The organism is Mycobacterium hainanense (genome assembly GCF_041890355.1).
Taxonomy (GTDB): domain Bacteria; phylum Actinomycetota; class Actinomycetes; order Mycobacteriales; family Mycobacteriaceae; genus Mycobacterium; species Mycobacterium hainanense.
Genome location: NZ_CP169059.1, coordinates 3,805,496 through 3,822,910, shown reverse-complemented (window position 1 = coordinate 3,822,910; position 17,415 = coordinate 3,805,496). Strand labels below are relative to the sequence as shown.

Annotated in this window: 15 protein-coding genes and 1 pseudogene; 10 read left to right on the top strand and 6 right to left on the bottom strand. The window is 65.5% G+C overall.

Translation table 11 applies throughout. The annotated features are described in order from the left end of the window. Positions 1-473 precede the first annotated feature (473 nt). On the top strand, positions 474-2,681 hold the full coding sequence (locus ACEL92_RS17670) for a hypothetical protein (RefSeq protein ID WP_374022007.1): 2,208 nt from the start codon (positions 474-476) through the stop codon (positions 2,679-2,681). A 10-nt stretch (positions 2,682-2,691) separates the two neighbouring features. Here ACEL92_RS17670 and lexA read toward each other — a convergent pair whose 3' ends face one another. Then, entirely contained in the window at positions 2,692-3,387 is a 696-nt protein-coding gene (lexA, locus tag ACEL92_RS17665) for a transcriptional repressor LexA (protein ID WP_374022006.1), read from the bottom strand. Positions 3,388-3,676: 289 nt separating this feature from the next. Between lexA and ACEL92_RS17660 the strand changes: the two genes are divergently transcribed. The 3 genes from ACEL92_RS17660 to ACEL92_RS17650 all read left to right on the top strand — a co-directional run bounded on the left by ACEL92_RS17660 (position 3,677) and on the right by ACEL92_RS17650 (position 5,280). Then, on the top strand, positions 3,677-4,171 hold the full coding sequence (locus ACEL92_RS17660; protein WP_374022004.1) for a LysM peptidoglycan-binding domain-containing protein: 495 nt from the start codon (positions 3,677-3,679) through the stop codon (positions 4,169-4,171). Between the two features lie 127 nt (positions 4,172-4,298). Then, a complete protein-coding gene (nrdR, locus tag ACEL92_RS17655) occupies positions 4,299-4,763 on the top strand; it encodes a transcriptional regulator NrdR (RefSeq protein WP_374022003.1) in 465 nt (154 codons plus the stop codon). A gap of 31 nt (positions 4,764-4,794) precedes the next feature. Then, positions 4,795-5,280: a peroxynitrite isomerase gene (locus tag ACEL92_RS17650; protein WP_374022002.1), complete on the top strand. Its 486-nt coding sequence runs from the start codon at positions 4,795-4,797 to the stop codon at positions 5,278-5,280. A 14-nt stretch (positions 5,281-5,294) separates the two neighbouring features. Here ACEL92_RS17650 and ACEL92_RS17645 read toward each other — a convergent pair. Continuing rightward, positions 5,295-5,432: pseudogene (locus ACEL92_RS17645) on the bottom strand (PhzF family phenazine biosynthesis protein); the annotation flags it as partial. A gap of 319 nt (positions 5,433-5,751) precedes the next feature. Next, positions 5,752-6,450 carry a CGNR zinc finger domain-containing protein gene (locus ACEL92_RS17640; RefSeq protein ID WP_374022001.1) on the bottom strand — a complete coding sequence of 233 codons (699 nt, stop codon included), beginning with the start codon at positions 6,448-6,450 and terminating at the stop codon, positions 5,752-5,754. A 597-nt stretch (positions 6,451-7,047) separates the two neighbouring features. Here ACEL92_RS17640 and ACEL92_RS17635 point away from each other — a divergent pair. Beyond that, positions 7,048-8,037, top strand: a complete 990-nt coding sequence (locus tag ACEL92_RS17635) for an alpha/beta hydrolase (protein ID WP_374022000.1) — start codon at positions 7,048-7,050, stop codon at positions 8,035-8,037. A 351-nt stretch (positions 8,038-8,388) separates the two neighbouring features. Here ACEL92_RS17635 and ACEL92_RS17630 read toward each other — a convergent pair whose 3' ends face one another. Continuing rightward, complete coding sequence (locus ACEL92_RS17630) at positions 8,389-9,285, bottom strand: LysR family transcriptional regulator (RefSeq protein WP_374021999.1); 897 nt, start codon at positions 9,283-9,285, stop codon at positions 8,389-8,391. A 70-nt stretch (positions 9,286-9,355) separates the two neighbouring features. Between ACEL92_RS17630 and ACEL92_RS17625 the strand changes: the two genes are divergently transcribed. The 5 genes from ACEL92_RS17625 to ACEL92_RS17605 all read left to right on the top strand — a co-directional run bounded on the left by ACEL92_RS17625 (position 9,356) and on the right by ACEL92_RS17605 (position 15,459). Further along, positions 9,356-10,072, top strand: a complete 717-nt coding sequence (locus ACEL92_RS17625; RefSeq protein ID WP_374021998.1) for an SDR family oxidoreductase — start codon at positions 9,356-9,358, stop codon at positions 10,070-10,072. Positions 10,073-10,309: 237 nt separating this feature from the next. Further along, a complete protein-coding gene (locus ACEL92_RS17620) occupies positions 10,310-11,869 on the top strand; it encodes a GMC family oxidoreductase (RefSeq protein ID WP_374026257.1) in 1,560 nt (519 codons plus the stop codon). Positions 11,870-12,076: 207 nt separating this feature from the next. Continuing rightward, complete coding sequence (locus tag ACEL92_RS17615; RefSeq protein ID WP_374021997.1) at positions 12,077-12,835, top strand: class I SAM-dependent methyltransferase; 759 nt, start codon at positions 12,077-12,079, stop codon at positions 12,833-12,835. A gap of 209 nt (positions 12,836-13,044) precedes the next feature. Next, on the top strand, positions 13,045-13,836 hold the full coding sequence (locus tag ACEL92_RS17610; protein ID WP_374026256.1) for an alpha/beta hydrolase: 792 nt from the start codon (positions 13,045-13,047) through the stop codon (positions 13,834-13,836). Positions 13,837-13,875: 39 nt separating this feature from the next. After that, a complete protein-coding gene (locus ACEL92_RS17605; protein ID WP_374021996.1) occupies positions 13,876-15,459 on the top strand; it encodes an AMP-binding protein in 1,584 nt (527 codons plus the stop codon). A 170-nt stretch (positions 15,460-15,629) separates the two neighbouring features. Here ACEL92_RS17605 and ACEL92_RS17600 read toward each other — a convergent pair whose 3' ends face one another. Together ACEL92_RS17600 and ACEL92_RS17595 are read right to left on the bottom strand one after the other, a co-directional pair. Next, positions 15,630-16,316, bottom strand: coding sequence for a PhzF family phenazine biosynthesis protein (locus ACEL92_RS17600; RefSeq protein WP_374021995.1), 687 nt, complete (start codon positions 16,314-16,316; stop codon positions 15,630-15,632). Positions 16,317-16,362: 46 nt separating this feature from the next. Then, a complete protein-coding gene (locus tag ACEL92_RS17595) occupies positions 16,363-17,394 on the bottom strand; it encodes an alpha/beta fold hydrolase (protein WP_374021994.1) in 1,032 nt (343 codons plus the stop codon). Positions 17,395-17,415 lie beyond the last annotated feature (21 nt).

Sequence of the window (17,415 nt, the reverse complement as noted above, 5' to 3'; positions counted from 1 at the left end):
CGGCCCTTTTTTCGGGTACATCGCCGGTGAGTTAATGGCCTCACGTACCGTCGGCGCATGTGTTTCGGGTATGCCCGCGCAATGGCGCATCGCGAAAAGCGCGGCGCGGGCGTCGAGCCGGGCCCCTACGGCCGAACTCGTGCCCTATTGCGCACGCGTGCGAGGGGTTCGGGAGTCGGCACGATATGCCAGGTGTCACGCGGGCGTTGCTGGGGTTCGTCGCGATTTGAGCGTGGCTTGGCATCATTTCGACATCGGCGTGGTATCCGTTTTTGTAATATGCGTGATTTGACTTCGTATTTCTCGTTGGTTGGAGCAAAGTTATGCCAGCCTGGCGATGATGCGGATCGGTGCGGGGTTGTTTCCGCGCGGTCGGAGAGCGGCCCGCTCGCCGGCTGTGCAGCTACGGGCATAGCCGCTGATAGAGCCGTAGCCGTCGGCTGGGAGGCTTGGTGAACGGGCAGAGAGGTCACATGCGCAGGCTGGTCGGGAGCGCGCTGGTCACCGTGACCGCCATCGCGACCACCGCCGCCCTGCTGGCGCCTTCCGCGGCGGCGTCTCCCATCGGCGACGCCGAGGCGGCCATGATGGCGGCCTGGGAGAAGGCAGGCGGCGACGGTTCACCGCTGGGCCCCCGGAAGGGCGACGTGTATCCCGCCGGCGACGGTTTCGAGCTGGACTTCGACGGCGGCAAGATGTTCTTCACGCCGGCGACCGGCGCCAAATTCATCTACGGGCCGATCCTGGACAAATACGAAATGCTGGGCGGACCGGCCGGCAGCGACCTGGGTTTCCCCGCGATCAATGAGGTGCCCGGCCTCGCCGGGCCCGACAGCCGGGTGGCCACCTTCTCGGCCGGCGACAAGCCGGTGATCTTCTGGACGCCCGACCACGGCGCGTTCGTGGTGCGCGGCGCGATCAACGCCGCGTGGGACAAGCTGGGCAGCTCCGGTGGGGTGCTCGGTGTCCCGGTCGGCGACGAGACCTACAACGGCGAGGTGTCCGCCCAGAAGTTCAGCGGCGGCCAGGTCTCGTGGAACAGGCAGACCAAGCAGTTCACCACCGAGCCAGCGGGATTGGCCGACCAGCTCAAGGGTCTGCAGGTGGCGATCGATCCCACCGCGGCCATCAACATGGCTTGGCGCGCCGCGGGTGGCCCTAATGGGCCGCTCGGCGTCAAGAAGGGCGCGCAGTACCCGATCGGCGGCGACGGGATCGTCCAGGACTTTGCCAACGGCAAGGTGTATTTCAGCCCGGCCACCGGCGCGAACGCCGTCGAGACCAACATCGTGGCCAAGTACGAATCACTCGGCGGCCCGGCCGGCAGCGACCTGGGTTTTCCCACCGCCAACGAAGCCGACGGCGGCATCCCGTCCAGCCGCGTCGTCACCTTCTCCGGCGCCGACAAGCCGGTGATCTTCTGGACTTCCGAGCACGGCGCGTTCGTGGTGCGCGGCGCGATGAAGGCGGCGTGGGACAAGCTCCGCGGACCGACCGGCAAGCTGGGCGCCCCCGTCGGCGACCAGTCCGTGGACGGCGACGTGGTCTCCCAGCAGTTCGTGGGCGGCAAGGTCTCGTGGAACCGGGCGAAGAACACGTTCAGCACCGACCCGGCCAATCTCGCGCCGTTGCTGTCGGGCCTGCAGGTGTCGGGGCAGAATCAGCCGAGCACTTCGGCGACGCCCGCCCATGCCAAGAAGTTCACCTTGCAGTGGTGGTGGCTGCTGGCCGGCATCCCGGTGCTGGTGCTGATCGTCTTGGCCGGGTTGCTGGCTTTGGGTTGGCGCCGGCGGCGCGCCGCACCTGCCGGCGCCGGCTACGAGCCGCACCGCGACCTCGGCTACGAGGCGGCGGGTGACCAGCACTGGGGGCCCGACGACGTCAGCACCGAACACTTCGCCCGTCAGTCGGAGGCGCCCGAGGCCGGGGCCGCCGGGCGGGTCAGCTGGCGGCGGCGCGGCGCGGACGAGGGTGCGTACGGGGACGTGGAGCAGGACCCCGACGCGGTGGACACCGACTCCTTCTCCGCGGTATCCGCGGCGGACCTGTCGGAGGCCGGCTATCCCGAAACGGAATCCGGCTACGCCGAACCCGAGTACGCCGAATCCGAATACGCCGAATCCGAGTACAGCCAGCCGAATTACCCGGAGGTCGAGTACGTCGAGGCCGAGTACGCCGACGACGCGCGTGAGCCCGCCTACCCGGAGTCCGCCCGCGCGGACGAGGAGTACGTGGACGCCGAGTACCAGGACGTCGCGGTGCCGGATGCGCCTCCCGAATACGAGGGCACCGCCCAAGAAACCCCGGCCCCCGAGCCCGAGCATCCGGATGCGGCCGCGTCCGATGCCCTGGCCGACGTAGCCGAGGCCCCCACTCCCGAGGCTGCCGCTCCGGAAGCCACCGCGCCGGAGGCGGCCGTCGCGGCCGTCGTCGTCCCTGAGCAGCGGGGCGGACGGCACGCCGCCGCCGACGACGGCGGGGCGGGCTCGCCCGGGCGCCCGACCATCCGCCTACCGCTCGACGACCCGTACCAGGTGCCGGACGGGTATCCGATCAAGGCCAACGCCAGCTTCGGTTTGTACTACACGCCCGGCAGCCCGCTCTACCACGACACGATCGCCGAGTTCTGGCTGTCCAGCGAAGAAGTCGCACAGGCCAACGGCTTCGTCAAGGCGGACTGACCCGCCGGGGCTAAACCTTGCGGATCACCGTGACGACCTTGCCCAGCACGGTCGCCTCATTGCCGGGTATCGGGTCGAACGCCGGGTTGTGCGGCATCAGCCACACCTGACCGCCCGCCCGCTTGAACGTCTTCACGGTGGCCTCCCCGTCGAGCATGGCCGCGACGATGTCGCCGTTGTCGGCGACGTTCTGCTGACGTACCACCACCCAGTCGCCGTCGCAGATCGCCGCCTCGACCATGGAGTCGCCGACGACCTTGAGCAGGAACAGCGTGCCCTCCCCGACCAGCTCGCGCGGCAGCGGGAAGACGTCCTCGACGGCCTCCTCGGCCAGGATCGGTCCGCCGGCGGCGATGCGCCCCAGGACCGGAACGAACGTCGGCTCCGGCAGCGCGTCCGAGCCGGCGACGTCGGTGGCCGCCACCACCTCGTCGTCGGCGCCGCGGACGTCGACCGCCCGCGGACGGTTCGGGTCGCGACGCAGATAGCCCTTGCGTTCCAGGGTGCGCAGCTGATGAGCCACCGACGAGGTCGACGTCAGGCCGACGGCGTCACCGATCTCCCGGATGCTCGGCGGGTAACCGCGGCTGGTGACCGACGCGCGAATGACGTTCAAGATGGTGCGCTGACGTTCGGTCAGCGATGAATCCACGGCGTGCAACCGACCGTCCGTGCCGGCCGATGAGGTGTCGCTGCTGTCACTCATGGCACTGAATGTAACCCCACCTCGCCCAAGAATCAAACATGTGTTCGACTAGCGTGTCGCGTTGCCTCGCCCTGGCGGAAAGCCGCGCGGAAGTGGTGAATCACAAAGGTGTAACTCTTCGGCAGATGGGGTATTTCAGCCGCATGTCAGCTCTAGCGGCCACGGACTTGTCGGTGGCGTGGCCTAGCGTTCGACTCGTGCGACACGCTTCGCTCACATGTTCGGATTTCGAACACACGAGCGATACAGTCGAACAGCTGAGCGAATCAAGTTGACCGGAGGAACGCAGATGACAACCATCCACACGCTGGCACCGCGTATCAGCAGCCCTCGGCGCCCGGTCAACGGACCGGTCCAGGGGCTTCGTTACGGCCGCGACGGGCTGGCCCGGTCCCGCCGCCCCGGCCTCTCGAGGCCGGCGGGAACGCCGACGCGCTACTACGGCACCGGCGTCGCGGTGTCCGCCGCGCCCCACCGCAAGCGTCCCGTCACCGTGACGACCACGATCTGGCTGGCGTTGGCCGCCGGCGCGATCACGCTGTGGCTGGGCCTGGTCGGGAACGTCGGTCAGGTGCTCAATGGCGACTCCGGCAGCTCGGCCGCGCACGTCCCGGACCGGTTGGCCGTCGTGCGCGTGGAGGCGGGGGAGTCGCTGCAGGACGTGGCGCACCGGGTGGCGCCCGACGCGCCCGCCCGCCAGGTCGCCGACCGCATCCGGGAACTCAACGACATGAGCTCACCGAACCTGGTGGCGGGCCAGACGTTGATCGCCCCGGTCGGCTGACGACCGCCCCGCTAACGACCGAGCTGCGCCCACGAACCCGCCACTGAGCCGGTACCCGTGCAGGTGAGCGCGCGGGTACGCTCGAAGTGCTGCGGTAACTGGTTGTCGGCACGGCGAAGGAGCGGTCATGCATTGCCCGTTCTGTCGTCATCCCGATTCCCGGGTCATCGACTCGAGGGAAACCGATGAGGGACAGGCCATCCGGCGCCGCCGATCGTGCCCCGAGTGCGGGCGTCGTTTCACGACCGTGGAGACCGCGGTGCTGGCCGTGGTCAAGCGCAGCGGAGTCACCGAGCCGTTCAGCAGGGAGAAGGTCATCAGCGGTGTGCGCCGGGCCTGCCAGGGCCGCCAGGTGGACGACGACGCGCTGAACCTGCTCGCCCAGCAGGTCGAAGACACGGTGCGGGCCGCCGGCTCGCCGGAGGTCGCCAGCCACGAGGTCGGCCTGGCCATCCTCGGGCCTCTGCGCGACCTCGACGAAGTGGCCTACCTGCGGTTCGCCTCGGTGTATCGGTCCTTCGAGTCCGCGGACGATTTCGAACGCGAGATCCAGGCGCTGCGCGAACACCGCCAGGTGACGACGCCGGGCTGAAGGCCCGTGCCGCCGGGCTAGTCTCGGTTTCATGCCCCCCGACTTGCATCCCGATCTCGCGGCCCTGGCACCGCTGCTGGGCACCTGGGCCGGAAAGGGCACGGGCGAATACCCGACCATCGAGCCCTTCGACTATCTCGAAGAAGTCATGTTCTCCCACGTCGGCAAGCCGTTTCTGGCTTACGGGCAAAAGACCAAGGCGGCGGCCGACGGCAAGCCGTTGCACGCCGAGACCGGCTACCTGCGCGTGCCGCAGCCCGGTCGCGTCGAACTGGTGCTGGCCCATCCGAGCGGCATCACCGAGATCGAGGTGGGCACGTACGCGGTGACCGGCGACGTGATCGACATCGAGCTGTCTACCACGGACGTCGGCCTCACCCCGACCGCCAAAGAGGTGACCGCCCTTGGCCGTTCCTTCCGCGTCGACGGCGACGAACTGTCGTACTCGGTGCGGATGGGCGCGGTCGGGCAGCCCTTGCAGCATCACCTGGCCGCGGTGCTGCGCCGGCAGCGCTGAGCGCGACCGGGCCGTCAGTCCAGATGCCGCACACCGTCATTGACCACGCGCCCGGCCAGCCCCACCCAGCCCTCGGCGTTCCACGTCGTTTCGATGATCGATCCCCGGCCCTGGGTGATGCGCAGGTCGCGGCTGAGGTAGTCGGTGAAGCGGTATCTCGAAAGCCGCACCGCCCGCTTCCTCAGCCGCGCAGAGGCGCGAACACTGCGAGCGTGAGCGTATACGCACGCTGATGAAGCTTCTTGGTCACGAGTCCGTGGTCGCCTGCATCGGTATGTAGACGAAGCCGGCCTAGACACGCGTTCCGCAGCTGAATGCGATCGGTTGCCAGGTTGCTCGGGGGAGTTGTAGTGGCAAGCGCTTCGTCTCCGTCGCGCCGCGATCTGGGCGCTCACATGTGTTTGATGCGCCGGCGGCACAGAGACAGTGCCGGCATGGACCGTCGCTAAGCTGTAGCCTCGCACACATGTGTCATTTCGTCCGGTGGTCGTCTGGGCCGGCGCGCTGACGTTCGCGCCGCCGCGCCCGAGATGCTCGCAGGTTCGCCGCGTTCCCACATGTCTTCACGTTGCACCACCTCCCGCTGTTGTTCCTCGATCGGTCGTAAAATGTTGTCCCGCATAGGGATTTGTGGCATTGCTTGACCCGTTTCCACGTGTCGTCCCGCTGACTGAGGCAGATCTCGCTGAAGAGGGCCGATGCCAGCCAACGCCAGCCGCTGCCGGTTGGCTCCATCCGGAGTACACCAGAGTTGGACAACGAGAACGCTCCGGAAACGGAGCTGGCACAGCGCATCTGTCGCCCATGCAGTGACCTTTTGTTAACCACGTTCGCAATCGCGTCGCGCAAGTCTCGCAGTTGCGCCAGATCCGCTGCATTTAGTGACGGCGGTTGAGCATCGCCATCTCGCAGCTTCACCCATTTGGACACCGCACCGGCGCACCATTCTGCTGCCAGGTCGACGTCGGCCAACAGATCGGTGCCGTCCGCCTGGACGGGGGCGGTGTTGAGGAATTCCTGAACCAAAACCAGGCCGCCGGGCGCGACCCCGAATCTGCCCTGCTGGCGCTCAGAAGGTTGCGAACGCATCGTTGCCGGGCGTAGCGCCGCGAAGGTGCCCCAATCGTATTCGCCGCCAAGGTTCGATGGCCACTGACTGGCCTCGGTCACGTTGTAGCGCCATCGCTACCGCTGGCCTCCAACGGTAAGACCTTGATGTAGGAATCTTCAGCCAAGCGATCGGCGATCACCGACCCTAAGAGCACAGCACCGCACACGACGACATCGTGATCGTGCCGCGGTTCCAACATAGTGTTCACGAAGCTCTCCTGATCATTGTTTCGGTATCCTTATCTCGATATCTACGCGATGCGTCGAAAAGTTCCGCGGTTCAACATAGCTCAAGGACAGCGCGACTGTTCGCTGTCACCAACCAACCCCGCCATATCGATACAATCACGGGTGTAGGGCGCGAATCGCCTACGGCCGCAACGTTTTCTACGAGCACCTCCAATGCCTGACGGATAATTAGGGGCAGTAATCGCCAGGCGCGCCGAGCAGCTGCCGGTGGCCTGTTTGCTTGCCATCCAACTGCCTTTCGTCATGGTTTATAGAATCACGGCCACTATATAACGCACGCTATCCCATAGGCAGCTCTAGTCGGTCATACCCCCGAGGTATGGCGGACTATCCCGATTCGGTATTGGACGGCATCCGACTCATTGTGAAAACGTCTTGGTTGCAGACTATTTCGAGGGGTGATGAGGAGTGCTGCGTGAGGACGTCACCATCGATGCCGAAGGAGCCACTCTCCACGCGTGGTGGTACCCCGGGCGGCGAGGCCGCCGAGCGGGCACGGCGAGTCCTTGTGTGGTCATGGCGCACGGGTGGACGTCAACGAAGAAGATGCACCTCGACAAGTTCGCCGAGGTGTTCGCGGCGGCGGGACTGTGCGTGGTGGTCTTCGACCATCGGGGCTGGGGCGAGTCGGGGATAGCGCCCGGCAAGCCACGTCACGAAGTCGACCCTTGGGAGCAGGTCCGCGATTACCAACATGCGGTCACTTTTGCGCAGAACCGATCCGAAGTCGATCCCGATCGCATCGGCGTCTGGGGTACGAGCTTCTCGGCGGCGCACGCGTTCGTTGTGGCCGCGATCGACCGGCGAGTTCAAGCCGTTTGCGGCCAGGCGCCGTTCATCAGCGGCCGGGCTACCTATGCCAACCTTGCCCGGGTGGACAATCAGGTGGTCGGCCCGGAGCGGTTCACCGCGGACCGGCGGGCTCGCGCCCGCGGTGGTCCGGCGGAGATGGTGCCAGTCGTCGGGGCGGATCCGGCGACGTTGGTGGGACTGCCGACCTCGGACGCCTACGCGTTCTTCACCGAGGCGCGCACCACTTTGGATCCGCAGTGGCCGAACGAGGTGTCGTTGCGCAGCCTGGACAACTTCTACGGGTATGAACCCGCGCGCTACCTACCCGACATCACTCCGACCCCGCTGCTCATGATCGTCGGGCGTGATGACGGCTTGACAGGCGGGAACCTGGCGGCGGCCGCGTACCAGACCGCGGCCGAACCAAAAAAGATCGTCTTCGTGCCGGGCGGTCACTTTGCGGCGTACACCGGCGACGGGTTCGCGCTGGCGGCGGGGGCCGCGCGGGACTGGTTCGCGACGCACCTGGCTCGGAGAAGCGCGCGTCAAACAGCCCAATTCGGTGAAATGCGCAGTGATTTCGAGGTTCCGTTACCCCGACTCTGAGGAGATTGACCACATCCGGGTCGAGCGGCCGGCCATCACGGTCCCGGTGTCATGCAGGCTTGCATGGCCCGATCGCACGCTCAGCCTTAGCTCGGCTTTCGTTCCCGACTCGGTGGCGGAAACAAAAGGCCCACCGACGATCGCCTCGAGCATCGCTGCTTTACGCGAAGTTTGAATAGCAGGCACCTGAGGTCATGTCCGCCGCGGCGGCCAGCCCGTCCACCCCCATCCCGTTGAAGCCCGCGACCTTCATTGAGCGCGTGCCCCCACGGAGTAACGCGGCACACGCCGTTACCTTTTGGTCTGTCGGATATCTCATGACATCAACAGTGCGGTGTAACTATCGATATCCTACGTTTGCGAGGTCGGATCGATCGTCTGTCCGGCACAGGCAAGCGCGGCTGCGATGAAGTCGTCGCGCGCCGCATCCGTGACCGTGGCGTCCCATGCCAACACCACCTGGCTAGGAGCGAGGCCGTCGGCTGGCACCACCCGCACGTCCGGCCGCCGGTAGGACATGGCCGTCGACCGGGGCAGGACGGCGAAACCGGCACCGCCAGCCACCAATTCGAGCTTCTGCTCCACCCCGGTGACCGACGACTGCACTGCCGCGCGGCGCAATTGCGGGCTGGCGATGGCATACCACTCGGGCACCGATGTCGGATTTTGCAGCAACCGCCGCCGTGCCAGATCGTCCAGCGATACCGACCGCCGCTCGGTCAGCGGGTCACCGGCGGGCAGCACTACATCCCGTGGCTCCTCAAGGAGCGGCGCTGTCGCCAGGCCGGACAGGTCGAATGGCGAGCGAGCATAAACCACCTGCGCGTCGCCTCGGCGGATCACTTCGGCCTGCTCGTTCCAGGTCACCGGCAGGATCACCGTGCGCCGCAAGGGATCGCCCGCCTCGAACGCCCGGGCGGCAGCGGTAGCCAACAGTCCGGGTAGTACCCCGACCGTGACCACGACAGCGGGGGCCTCGGCGCGAGCAAGCCGCTGCCGGAGCGCCTGCACTTCCGCGAGCAAGAAACGGCCATCGTCGAGTAGCCGCAACCCAGCGGGGGTCAGTGTCGTCCCGCGGGTGCCGCGATTGAACAGCGTGGTTCCCAGCTCGTGCTCGAGCGCGCGAATTTGACGGGACAGCACTGGTTGGGCGATGTGCAGGCGTGCCGCGGCCCGGCCGAAGTTGAGTTCCTCCGCCACGGCGACAAAGTAGCGTAGCTTGCGCATGTCCAGATCCCGTGCGGGCATACCTAAAGGGTATCGCTGCCGGACCAAATGGGTGTTGGACGAGCGAAGCCCCCGCCTTGACCCTGTATGTATGAGTCTGTGCAACCAACGTGTCCTGATCATCGGGGGAACGTCCGGCATCGGCCTGGCTGTGGCTGCGGCGGTCGCCGAGCGTGGCGCCACGCCCGTCGTCGCCTCGCGCCGGACATCCAGCGTCGAGCGCGCGCTGGCCTGGCTGCCCGCCGGTGCCGTCGGCGCAACCGTTGACCTCGCCGACCCCGCGTCCATCGAGCGGCTGGCCGAACGGATCGGACCGGTCAATCACCTCGTCTACACGGCGGGCGAGCCGCTGGAGATGGTGCCGCTGGCCGGGCTGACACCTGAGGTTATCGCCGGCTTTTACCAAACTCGCTTCGTCGGCGCGTGCAGCGCGGTTCGGGTGGTCGGTCCGCTCCTGCCTGCGGGCGGCTCGATCACGTTGACCAGCGGATCGGCCGCCGACCAGCCGGAATTCGGCGCTTTGCCGGTGAGTTTGTGCGGCGCGATGAACGCGCTAACCGCCGCTCTTGCGGTCGAGCTGGCGCCAGTGCGGGTGAATGCTGTCGCCCCGGGCATGGTGCGATCACCGCTGTGGGACAACATGGGCCGGGAGGACCGCGATGCGCTGTTCGCCACCGCGGCAGAACGGATCCCGTTGAGCAGGATCGCCGAGGCTGACGAGGTGGCACGGGCCTACCTGTACTGCATCGAGCAGACGTACTCCACCGGAGCGGTCGTCAAGGTCGACGGCGGCAGCGTCCTCGTCTAGTCGATAGGCGTGGTCCACCCATCCGAGACTTCTTCCACAATGCCCTCGTCTACAAGCTTCTGAAGGCTCACGGTGAGAACGTTTTTGGCGATGCCGAATTGGCGCTGCAACTCGGCGAAGCCGCCGACGACGATCGCTGGTTGCCTTGCTGTTTCCGCGAATTCGGTTCGAGTTGAACTCTTTTCGTACCGGGCGCGTTCTACTGACATAGCGGTCGTTATTCCAATCGAGGAGGTTGTGGTGGCAGGTGTGTTGGAGCAGCGGTACGACTTTGTCGTGTGTGGTGCCGGGACGTCAGGGTCGGTGGTTGCGCGACGACTCGCCGAAATTCCGGATGTGTCGGTGTTGCTGGTGGAGGCCGGCGGTACTGATGAGGTCGACAGTGTGAGGCAGGCCGACCAGTGGCCGCTCAATCTGGGCAGTGAACGTGATTGGGGATTCGCTGCCGAGCCTGACGAGCGGGTCCATGGGCGGGCACTGCCATTTTCGATGGGCAAGGGGCTGGGCGGGGGGTCGAGCATCAACTTGATGATTTGGGCGCGCGGACACCGCAGCGACTGGGACTATTTTGCCGCCGAATCCGGGGAGAAGTCATGGGGTTACGAGCGGGTGCTCGATCTGTACCGCAGTATCGAAGACTGGCACGGGACCGGGGAATCATCGCACCGTGGCCACGACGGTCTTGTCTTCGTTCAACCGGTTGCCGATGTGCACCCGGTGGCCCCGGCGGTTTTGGAGGCTGCCAAGCTGTTCGGAATTCCGACCTACCAGAGTCCCAACGGGCGACTGATGGAAGAGGTCCGTGGCGCGGCGATCACTGACATGCGTATCCGCGACGGACGGCGTGTCTCAGTCTTTCGCAGCTATGTGGGACCCTACCTGGACAGGCCGAACCTGACCGTGTTGACCCATGCCCTGGTTAGACGAGTGCTCTTCGAGGGCGCCCGGGCAACCGGTGTGGAAATCGACCACGCCGGGTCGACACATCGGGTGGCCGCTGGCACCGAAGTCGTGCTGTCGCTGGGCGCCATTCACACACCGAAGGTGTTGATGCAATCCGGTATCGGCGACATGGCCGAACTGCGCCGCATCGGCATCCCGGTTGTGCAGCACCTACCCGGGGTCGGCCGAAACTTCCAAGACCACTTTGGGTTTGACTGTGTATGGGAACTCCCCGAAGCCATCCCCGGTGGCATTCAGGTGCAAGCCGCCCTGTTCTGGGACTCCGGACTGACCGCGGACCTCAGCGGGCCCGACTTGTTCGCCTGCCTGGGCCCATTCCCCAAAGCCACCCCCGAAAACGCCGCTGAACGCCGCCTGCCCAAGAACGGATGGACACTGTTCGGGGCGCCAACGCACCCCAAAAGCCGCGGTCAGCTGCGGCTGACGGGACCCCGCCCAACCGACCCTATCCAGATCCACGCCAACGCCCTAGCTGACCCCGAGGACCTCAAAACTGCCATCGTCTGCGTGGAAACATTGCGTGAAATCGGCAACAGCGCCAAACTACGCCCCTTCGTCACCCGGGAAGCCATGCCCGGCAACGGCTCAGCGGACGAATTGGAAACCTACCTGCGCAACGCCGTGACCACCTACTGGCACCAATCAGGCACAGCCAAAATGGGTCGCGACTCCATGTCGGTAGTCGATGGCCGACTCAACGTCTACGGCGTACGCAACCTGCGCATCGCCGACGCCTCCATCATGCCGCGCATCACCACCGCCAACACCATGGCACCCTGCGTCATCATCGGCGAACAAGCAGCTCACTTCATCCGCACCCAATACGAAATCTGACAACCATCACTCCGACCGCGGTGTATCCGCACTTGCTGGAAAACCTAGGGGCACATCAACACTCCTGTTACTGGTGGGTGCGCAGCTAAACCCCGCGCACTGAAGCATTGGTACTCAACTGGCCGCCCGCGACGAGCACGTCACAGATCGCAAAGACCAGGTGAGTTCCTGACGCTTCACTTCGGGGCGTAGGTACGACGCTTTGATATGACGATCGATATTCGTTCGACGACGGTGCTGAACCGCCGTACCAGCGCAGAGACAGTGGCACTCCGCATGCCCAGAAAGGAAGCTTCGATGGCCAGTCAACCGGTACCGGAGCGGGACTATCTACTAGGTCACTCCCGTCCCGAAATCGACCGTCTGATAAGGCAAGCCGAGATGTTGCGGCCCATAACCGAACGCCTGCTGATGCGCGCAGGTATAGAGCGGGGTATGCGCGTGCTTGACATCGGCTGTGGACCAGGCGACGTCTCGCTGATGCTCGCCGATCTGGTAGGTCCAACCGGCAACGTGCTCGGTATCGATCCCAGTGAAGATGCAATCGCCGTCGCGCGGCAACGGTTCCGCGCTCGCCGCCACACCAATGCTGAGTTCGTCCAGTCCGACGTCCAATCTTACGAAGGCCCAGCCGGCTTCGACGCTGCTGTATGTCGGTACGTTTTGATTCATCAGAAAGACCCTAGTGATTTTCTGCGAGTGACTCGTAGGCTCATCCGGACCGGCGGTGTCATAGCGCTTCACGAGATGGACGCCGCGCGCGGCATTCGGTCCAATCCACGGCTCGCCGTACTGCATGAGGTTTACGACGCGGTGCACTACACGCTCACACGGGCGGTGCGCCGTTTGATGTCGGCGGACGGTTGGTACGCGTCTTCCGCGAAGCGGGGCTACCAGCGCCATCGATGTTCACGGAGACACTTGTGGAGAGCGCGGCGGACTCGCAGATGCTGCCGTGGTTGGTAAGCCTGGCGCGCGAAGTGCTTCCCCACATGCTGGCCGCAGGCGCGACGACCGCGGATCAGCTCGCGATCGACACATTGTTGGATCGACTTCGCCGCCAGGCGAACTCGTCAGATTGTCAACTCGAGTTCGTTCCCCAGATGTGTGCCTGGGTTCGAGTGTGACGAGCCCCTTCCATAACCGCGGTACTAAGCGAACAGGTCAGGTTGAAGATGCTGGAATTGCTTGACACCGGACCGCGGACTCAAAAACGTCCGCATTCAATCGCTTTCGTGCACGGGGCTTGGCATGCCGCTTGGTGCTGGGAGGAGAATTTCGTTGCCTTCTTCGTCGACCGGGGGTTTCGTGTCTTGGCGCCCAGCCTGCGTGGTCACGGCCACAGCCCGTTGAGCAAGTCCCTGCGGTTGTGTTCGATTGCCGACTACGTCACCGATGTTAGTGAGGTCGTCGGCGCGCTTCCAGACCCGCCCATCCTCGTCGGGCATTCCATCGGCGGCTTTGTCGTGCAGAAGTATCTTGAAAACCACGACGCAGCCGCGGCCGTACTGATGGCGTCGACCCCACCGCGCGGCGGACAGCTGGGTTCGATAATGCGAATGATACGTCGCCACCCCTGGCGCGCAACGAAATTCGCCCTGACCGCCCAGCCGCTAGACTTGGTGGGGACATCCGCCGGCGCGCGAGAGTTGTTTTTCGGAGAGGACGCGCCAGACAGCCTCATCGACAGCTTTACGCGGCGTGTCCAACCCGACAGCACACGGGCGATGATGTTCGACACGGTGGTTGGCAGTCTTGTAAAAACCAAGAAAGTCCGCTCGCCGATGTTGATCGTCGGCGGAGAGTGCGACCAATTTTATCGGCCCACACACGTGCGTCGAACCGCCGCGGCCTATGGAACCAAACCGGTCCTCATTCCCGGCGTCGGACACGAAATGATGCTCGAACCTCAATGGAGGGCGGTGGCCGAACTCATTGAGTCCTGGCTGACAAGTCAAGGGCTCTAAGTCCGCAAATCAGTCAGTCGCAACCAGATCGGAGTACCCTTGAGCTTCGCCAGTCCCTTCCCAGATGTCAGCATTCCCGACGTCCCCGTCTTCAACTACTTGTTCGATGGCATCACCGACGACGACCGCGAGCTCGTCGCGCTCGTCGAGGCGACGACGGGTGCCACAACACGCTACGGGGAGCTGATTGATCGAATCGAAGCATTCGCCGCGAATCTAGTCACCCGCGGCGTTGGCGTCGGTGACGTGGTTGGGCTACTTTCACCCAACAGCACAGCGTTCGCAGTCGCGTTTCACGGCATCCTGCGAGCTGGCGCGACCGCGACCACATTCAATGTGTTGTCGACCGTGGATGAAGTTGCACGGCAGCTGCGCGATTCACACGCTCGGATGATGTTGACCGTCGCTGAGCACCGCGAGAAAGCCGAAACGGCCGCCGCGCAAATCGGACTCGCACAGGGCGAGGTGCTCATGCTCGACGCCGTCGACGTCAGGTCCCAGGCGGCAGTTCAGCGCGCTAGCACCAAGAACTTCCATCCGGCCGACCACTTGGCGGTACTGCCCTACAGCTCCGGCACCACCGGTCTGCCAAAGGGGGTGATGCTGACCCACCGCAACCTGGTAGCCAATGCCGCCCAAGTTCAACCCCTCAACGTCGTCGGTCCCGACGACGTTGTGCTGGCCGTGCTGCCGTTCTTTCACATCTATGGGTTGTCGGTGCTGCTCACGGCTTCACTGGTGCCGCGCGCGAAGCTGGTCGTCATGCCTTCGTTCGACCTGACCGCGTTCTTGGGCGCCATTCAGGATCACCGCTGCACCCGGGCATTTATTGTGCCACCGGTGGCCGTGGCGCTGGCCAAGCACCCAATGGTGGATTCCTACGACCTGTCCTCGCTTGGCGTCATCATCTCTGGTGCCGCGCCGCTAGACGGGGAACTCGCACGTGCGGTGAGCGCGCGACTCGGTGTGACGGTGCTGCAGGGCTTCGGAATGAGTGAACTGAGCGGAGTCGGCCACGGCATGCCGGTCGACCAGGGCCGGGATTCGGTCGGCGTTGTCGCGCAGTTGCATTCCTGCGGGTGGACTCTCCCGAACACGGTAAGCAAGCTCGTTGCGCCGCAGACCGGTGTCGAGATCGCGGTCCCCGACCAGGGCGTCAGCGCGGCCGGCGAGCTGTGGTTCAAGGGCCCGAACGTGATGCTCGGCTATCTCGGCAACGATGAGGCGACTGCCAACACCATCGACGACGACGGGTTCCTTCATACAGGGGACCTGGCTTGCGTCGACGCCGACGGCTGTGTCTATATCGTCGACCGCCTCAAGGAACTCATTAAGTACAAGGGCTATCAGGTGGCGCCCGCTGAACTGGAGGCACTGTTGCTGACCCACCCCGCGATAGCGGATGCCGCGGTGGTTCCAGCCACGGACCCCGAGTCCGGCGAGGAGATCCCGAAGGCCTTTGTCGTCACCCAACCCTCCGCTGCGCTGACCGCCGCCGAGGTGATGGAGTTCGTGGCTAGCAGCGTCGCTCCATACAAAAAGATTCGTGAGGTCGAATTCACCACCTTCATCCCGAAATCGGCATCCGGAAAGATTCTCCGCAAAAATTTGAGGGACCGCTGAGATCCCGCTTAAGCCTTAAGACGCCCCGCCACCCCTCTCGCGAAGCCCATCCGGAGGCTAAATGCGGCCATGACACGAAAGCCCGAGACTGGCGCCCGCTGACCGGCGCGGCGCCCTTAGCCCACGCTTCCTCGTTCGGTCGTGGCCGTAATACACCGGCAGGGCTGAACTCAGTCGACCTGTCGGACACCGTCGTTGACCACGCGCCCGGCCACCCCCACCCAGCCTTCGGCGTTCCACGTCGTTTCGATGATCGATCCCCGGCCCTGGGTGATGCGCAGGTCGCGGCTGAGGTAGTCGGTGATCCGCATCGCCGCCGAGCCGGTCGCCTCGTCCTCCGGCACACCGAGGTTCGCGAAAAACCCGCGGGAGCGCAGCGCTCCACCGGCCCGATCGGTCCACGCCCACAGGTAGTGCGCCGTGTCATCGGAAAAATCTCCCTGATCGGCCGCGAGAAGCTCTTCGGCCGAATCGAATTCGTGCAAGGCCACCTCGGGCGCCCAGTCCGAGCGCGCGCTGATGCCGGTGAGGTCGCCGGCGTAGCTCACCTGCACGATGCCGGCCGGCACCTGCAACGTGTTGATCGGCGTCCCGTTCTCCCGTAGCCACCACGACGCGCCGACGGTGGGGTGCCCGGCGAACGCGATCTGGACGCGGGGGGTGTAGATGGTGGCGTGCGCGGTCGTTGACCCGGCCTCCGGGAGATCGAGGAAAACGGTTTCGCTGTAACCCAATTCAGCTGCCACCCGCTGCCGGTCGGCGGGCCCGACGTGGGCGGCGTTCACCATCCCGAGCGGATTGCCGAAATTGCCGTCCGCATCGGTGAACACCCGCAACACCGTGACGTCGATCCCCATGGCCCGACTGTACGACCCCCGGGGCGGCAGCCCCGATCAAGGTGGTTCAGGTGGCGCTGCGTTCGTCGGAACCCATCGCGTTCAGCACGGCGACGCGGGTGGGCGCGGGGCCGCTGACGGCCTTCTCGCCGCCGCCGCTGCGCAGCAGCGCGCGCAGGGCGGCCTGATCGTATTCGGCGGGAGCGGTGGAATCGATGAAGCGTTCGACGACGTCGATGAAGCGGACCGGGTCGTCGTGGAACGGGAAGTGGCCGGAGCCTTCGAAGATTTCGAGGCGCGAGCCGGGCATCGCGGCGTGCGCCATCCATGCGTGCCGGACGGGGACCACGGCATCCTTGGTGCCCCAGACGATCTGCACCGGGATGGCTTCGGTCAGGTAGCAACGATCGAGCATGGTGACGATCTGCCCGCGCCAGTCCACCACCGCGCGCAGGGTGCGGCTGAAGGCCGCCGAGGCCGTGGGCTCCGGCAGGTCGTCGAGGATCCGCAGGACGTTGGGCAGGTCGCGGCCCAGGCCGGTCGATCCGATCGCCAGGCCCGCTATCCGTCCGGCCAGCTGCAGGGCCGGCAGCACGAGGGGGAGCCGCAGCAGGGCCAGGGCCTCGCTGCCCATCGGCAGCGACGCGAGCCGGAGCGCGACGTTGACGTCCTTGGTGACGCCACCGGCGGCAACCAGAATGAGCCGGTCGACCAAATGCGGAAACTGGTAAGCGAATTGCATGGCCACGCCGCCGCCCAGTGAATGACCGACGACGGTCACCCGCTCGATGTCGAGCACGCTGAGCAGGTCACGCATGCCGTTCGCGTAGGCGGCGACGGAGTAGTCGGCGCGCGGCTTGTCGGATCGCCCGTGACCGAGCAGGTCCGGGGCGATGACCGTGAACCGCTGAGCGAGCTTGGCCTGCACCGTGTTCCACGTGGTGGAGTTGTCCCCGATGCCGTGGACCAACAGGATCGCCGGGCCGTCACCGGCGATCCGGTAGGCCCGCCTGTAGCCGTGGATGGTGCGGAACTCCAGCCGGGGCGCCGCGACCTCACGCACCGGGCGGAGAGTGCTCTTGCGCGTCCGCTCGGTCATCTCGCCAACCTTCGGGTCGGG

What these genes read in the sequence shown, in the direction of transcription:
- ACEL92_RS17615 (WP_374021997.1), top strand. Translation starts at nt 12,077, where the DNA reads ATGACGATCGATATTCGTTCGACGACGGTGCTGAACCGCCGTACCAGC.
- lexA (WP_374022006.1), bottom strand. Translation starts at nt 3,387, where the DNA reads ATGAGTGACAGCAGCGACACCTCATCGGCCGGCACGGACGGTCGGTTG.
- ACEL92_RS17650 (WP_374022002.1), top strand. Translation starts at nt 4,795, where the DNA reads ATGCCCCCCGACTTGCATCCCGATCTCGCGGCCCTGGCACCGCTGCTG.
- ACEL92_RS17595 (WP_374021994.1), bottom strand. Translation starts at nt 17,394, where the DNA reads ATGACCGAGCGGACGCGCAAGAGCACTCTCCGCCCGGTGCGTGAGGTC.
- ACEL92_RS17625 (WP_374021998.1), top strand. Translation starts at nt 9,356, where the DNA reads ATGAGTCTGTGCAACCAACGTGTCCTGATCATCGGGGGAACGTCCGGC.
- ACEL92_RS17610 (WP_374026256.1), top strand. Translation starts at nt 13,045, where the DNA reads ATGCTGGAATTGCTTGACACCGGACCGCGGACTCAAAAACGTCCGCAT.
- ACEL92_RS17670 (WP_374022007.1), top strand. Translation starts at nt 474, where the DNA reads ATGCGCAGGCTGGTCGGGAGCGCGCTGGTCACCGTGACCGCCATCGCG.
- ACEL92_RS17660 (WP_374022004.1), top strand. Translation starts at nt 3,677, where the DNA reads ATGACAACCATCCACACGCTGGCACCGCGTATCAGCAGCCCTCGGCGC.
- nrdR (WP_374022003.1), top strand. Translation starts at nt 4,299, where the DNA reads ATGCATTGCCCGTTCTGTCGTCATCCCGATTCCCGGGTCATCGACTCG.
- ACEL92_RS17600 (WP_374021995.1), bottom strand. Translation starts at nt 16,316, where the DNA reads ATGGGGATCGACGTCACGGTGTTGCGGGTGTTCACCGATGCGGACGGC.
- ACEL92_RS17630 (WP_374021999.1), bottom strand. Translation starts at nt 9,285, where the DNA reads ATGCCCGCACGGGATCTGGACATGCGCAAGCTACGCTACTTTGTCGCC.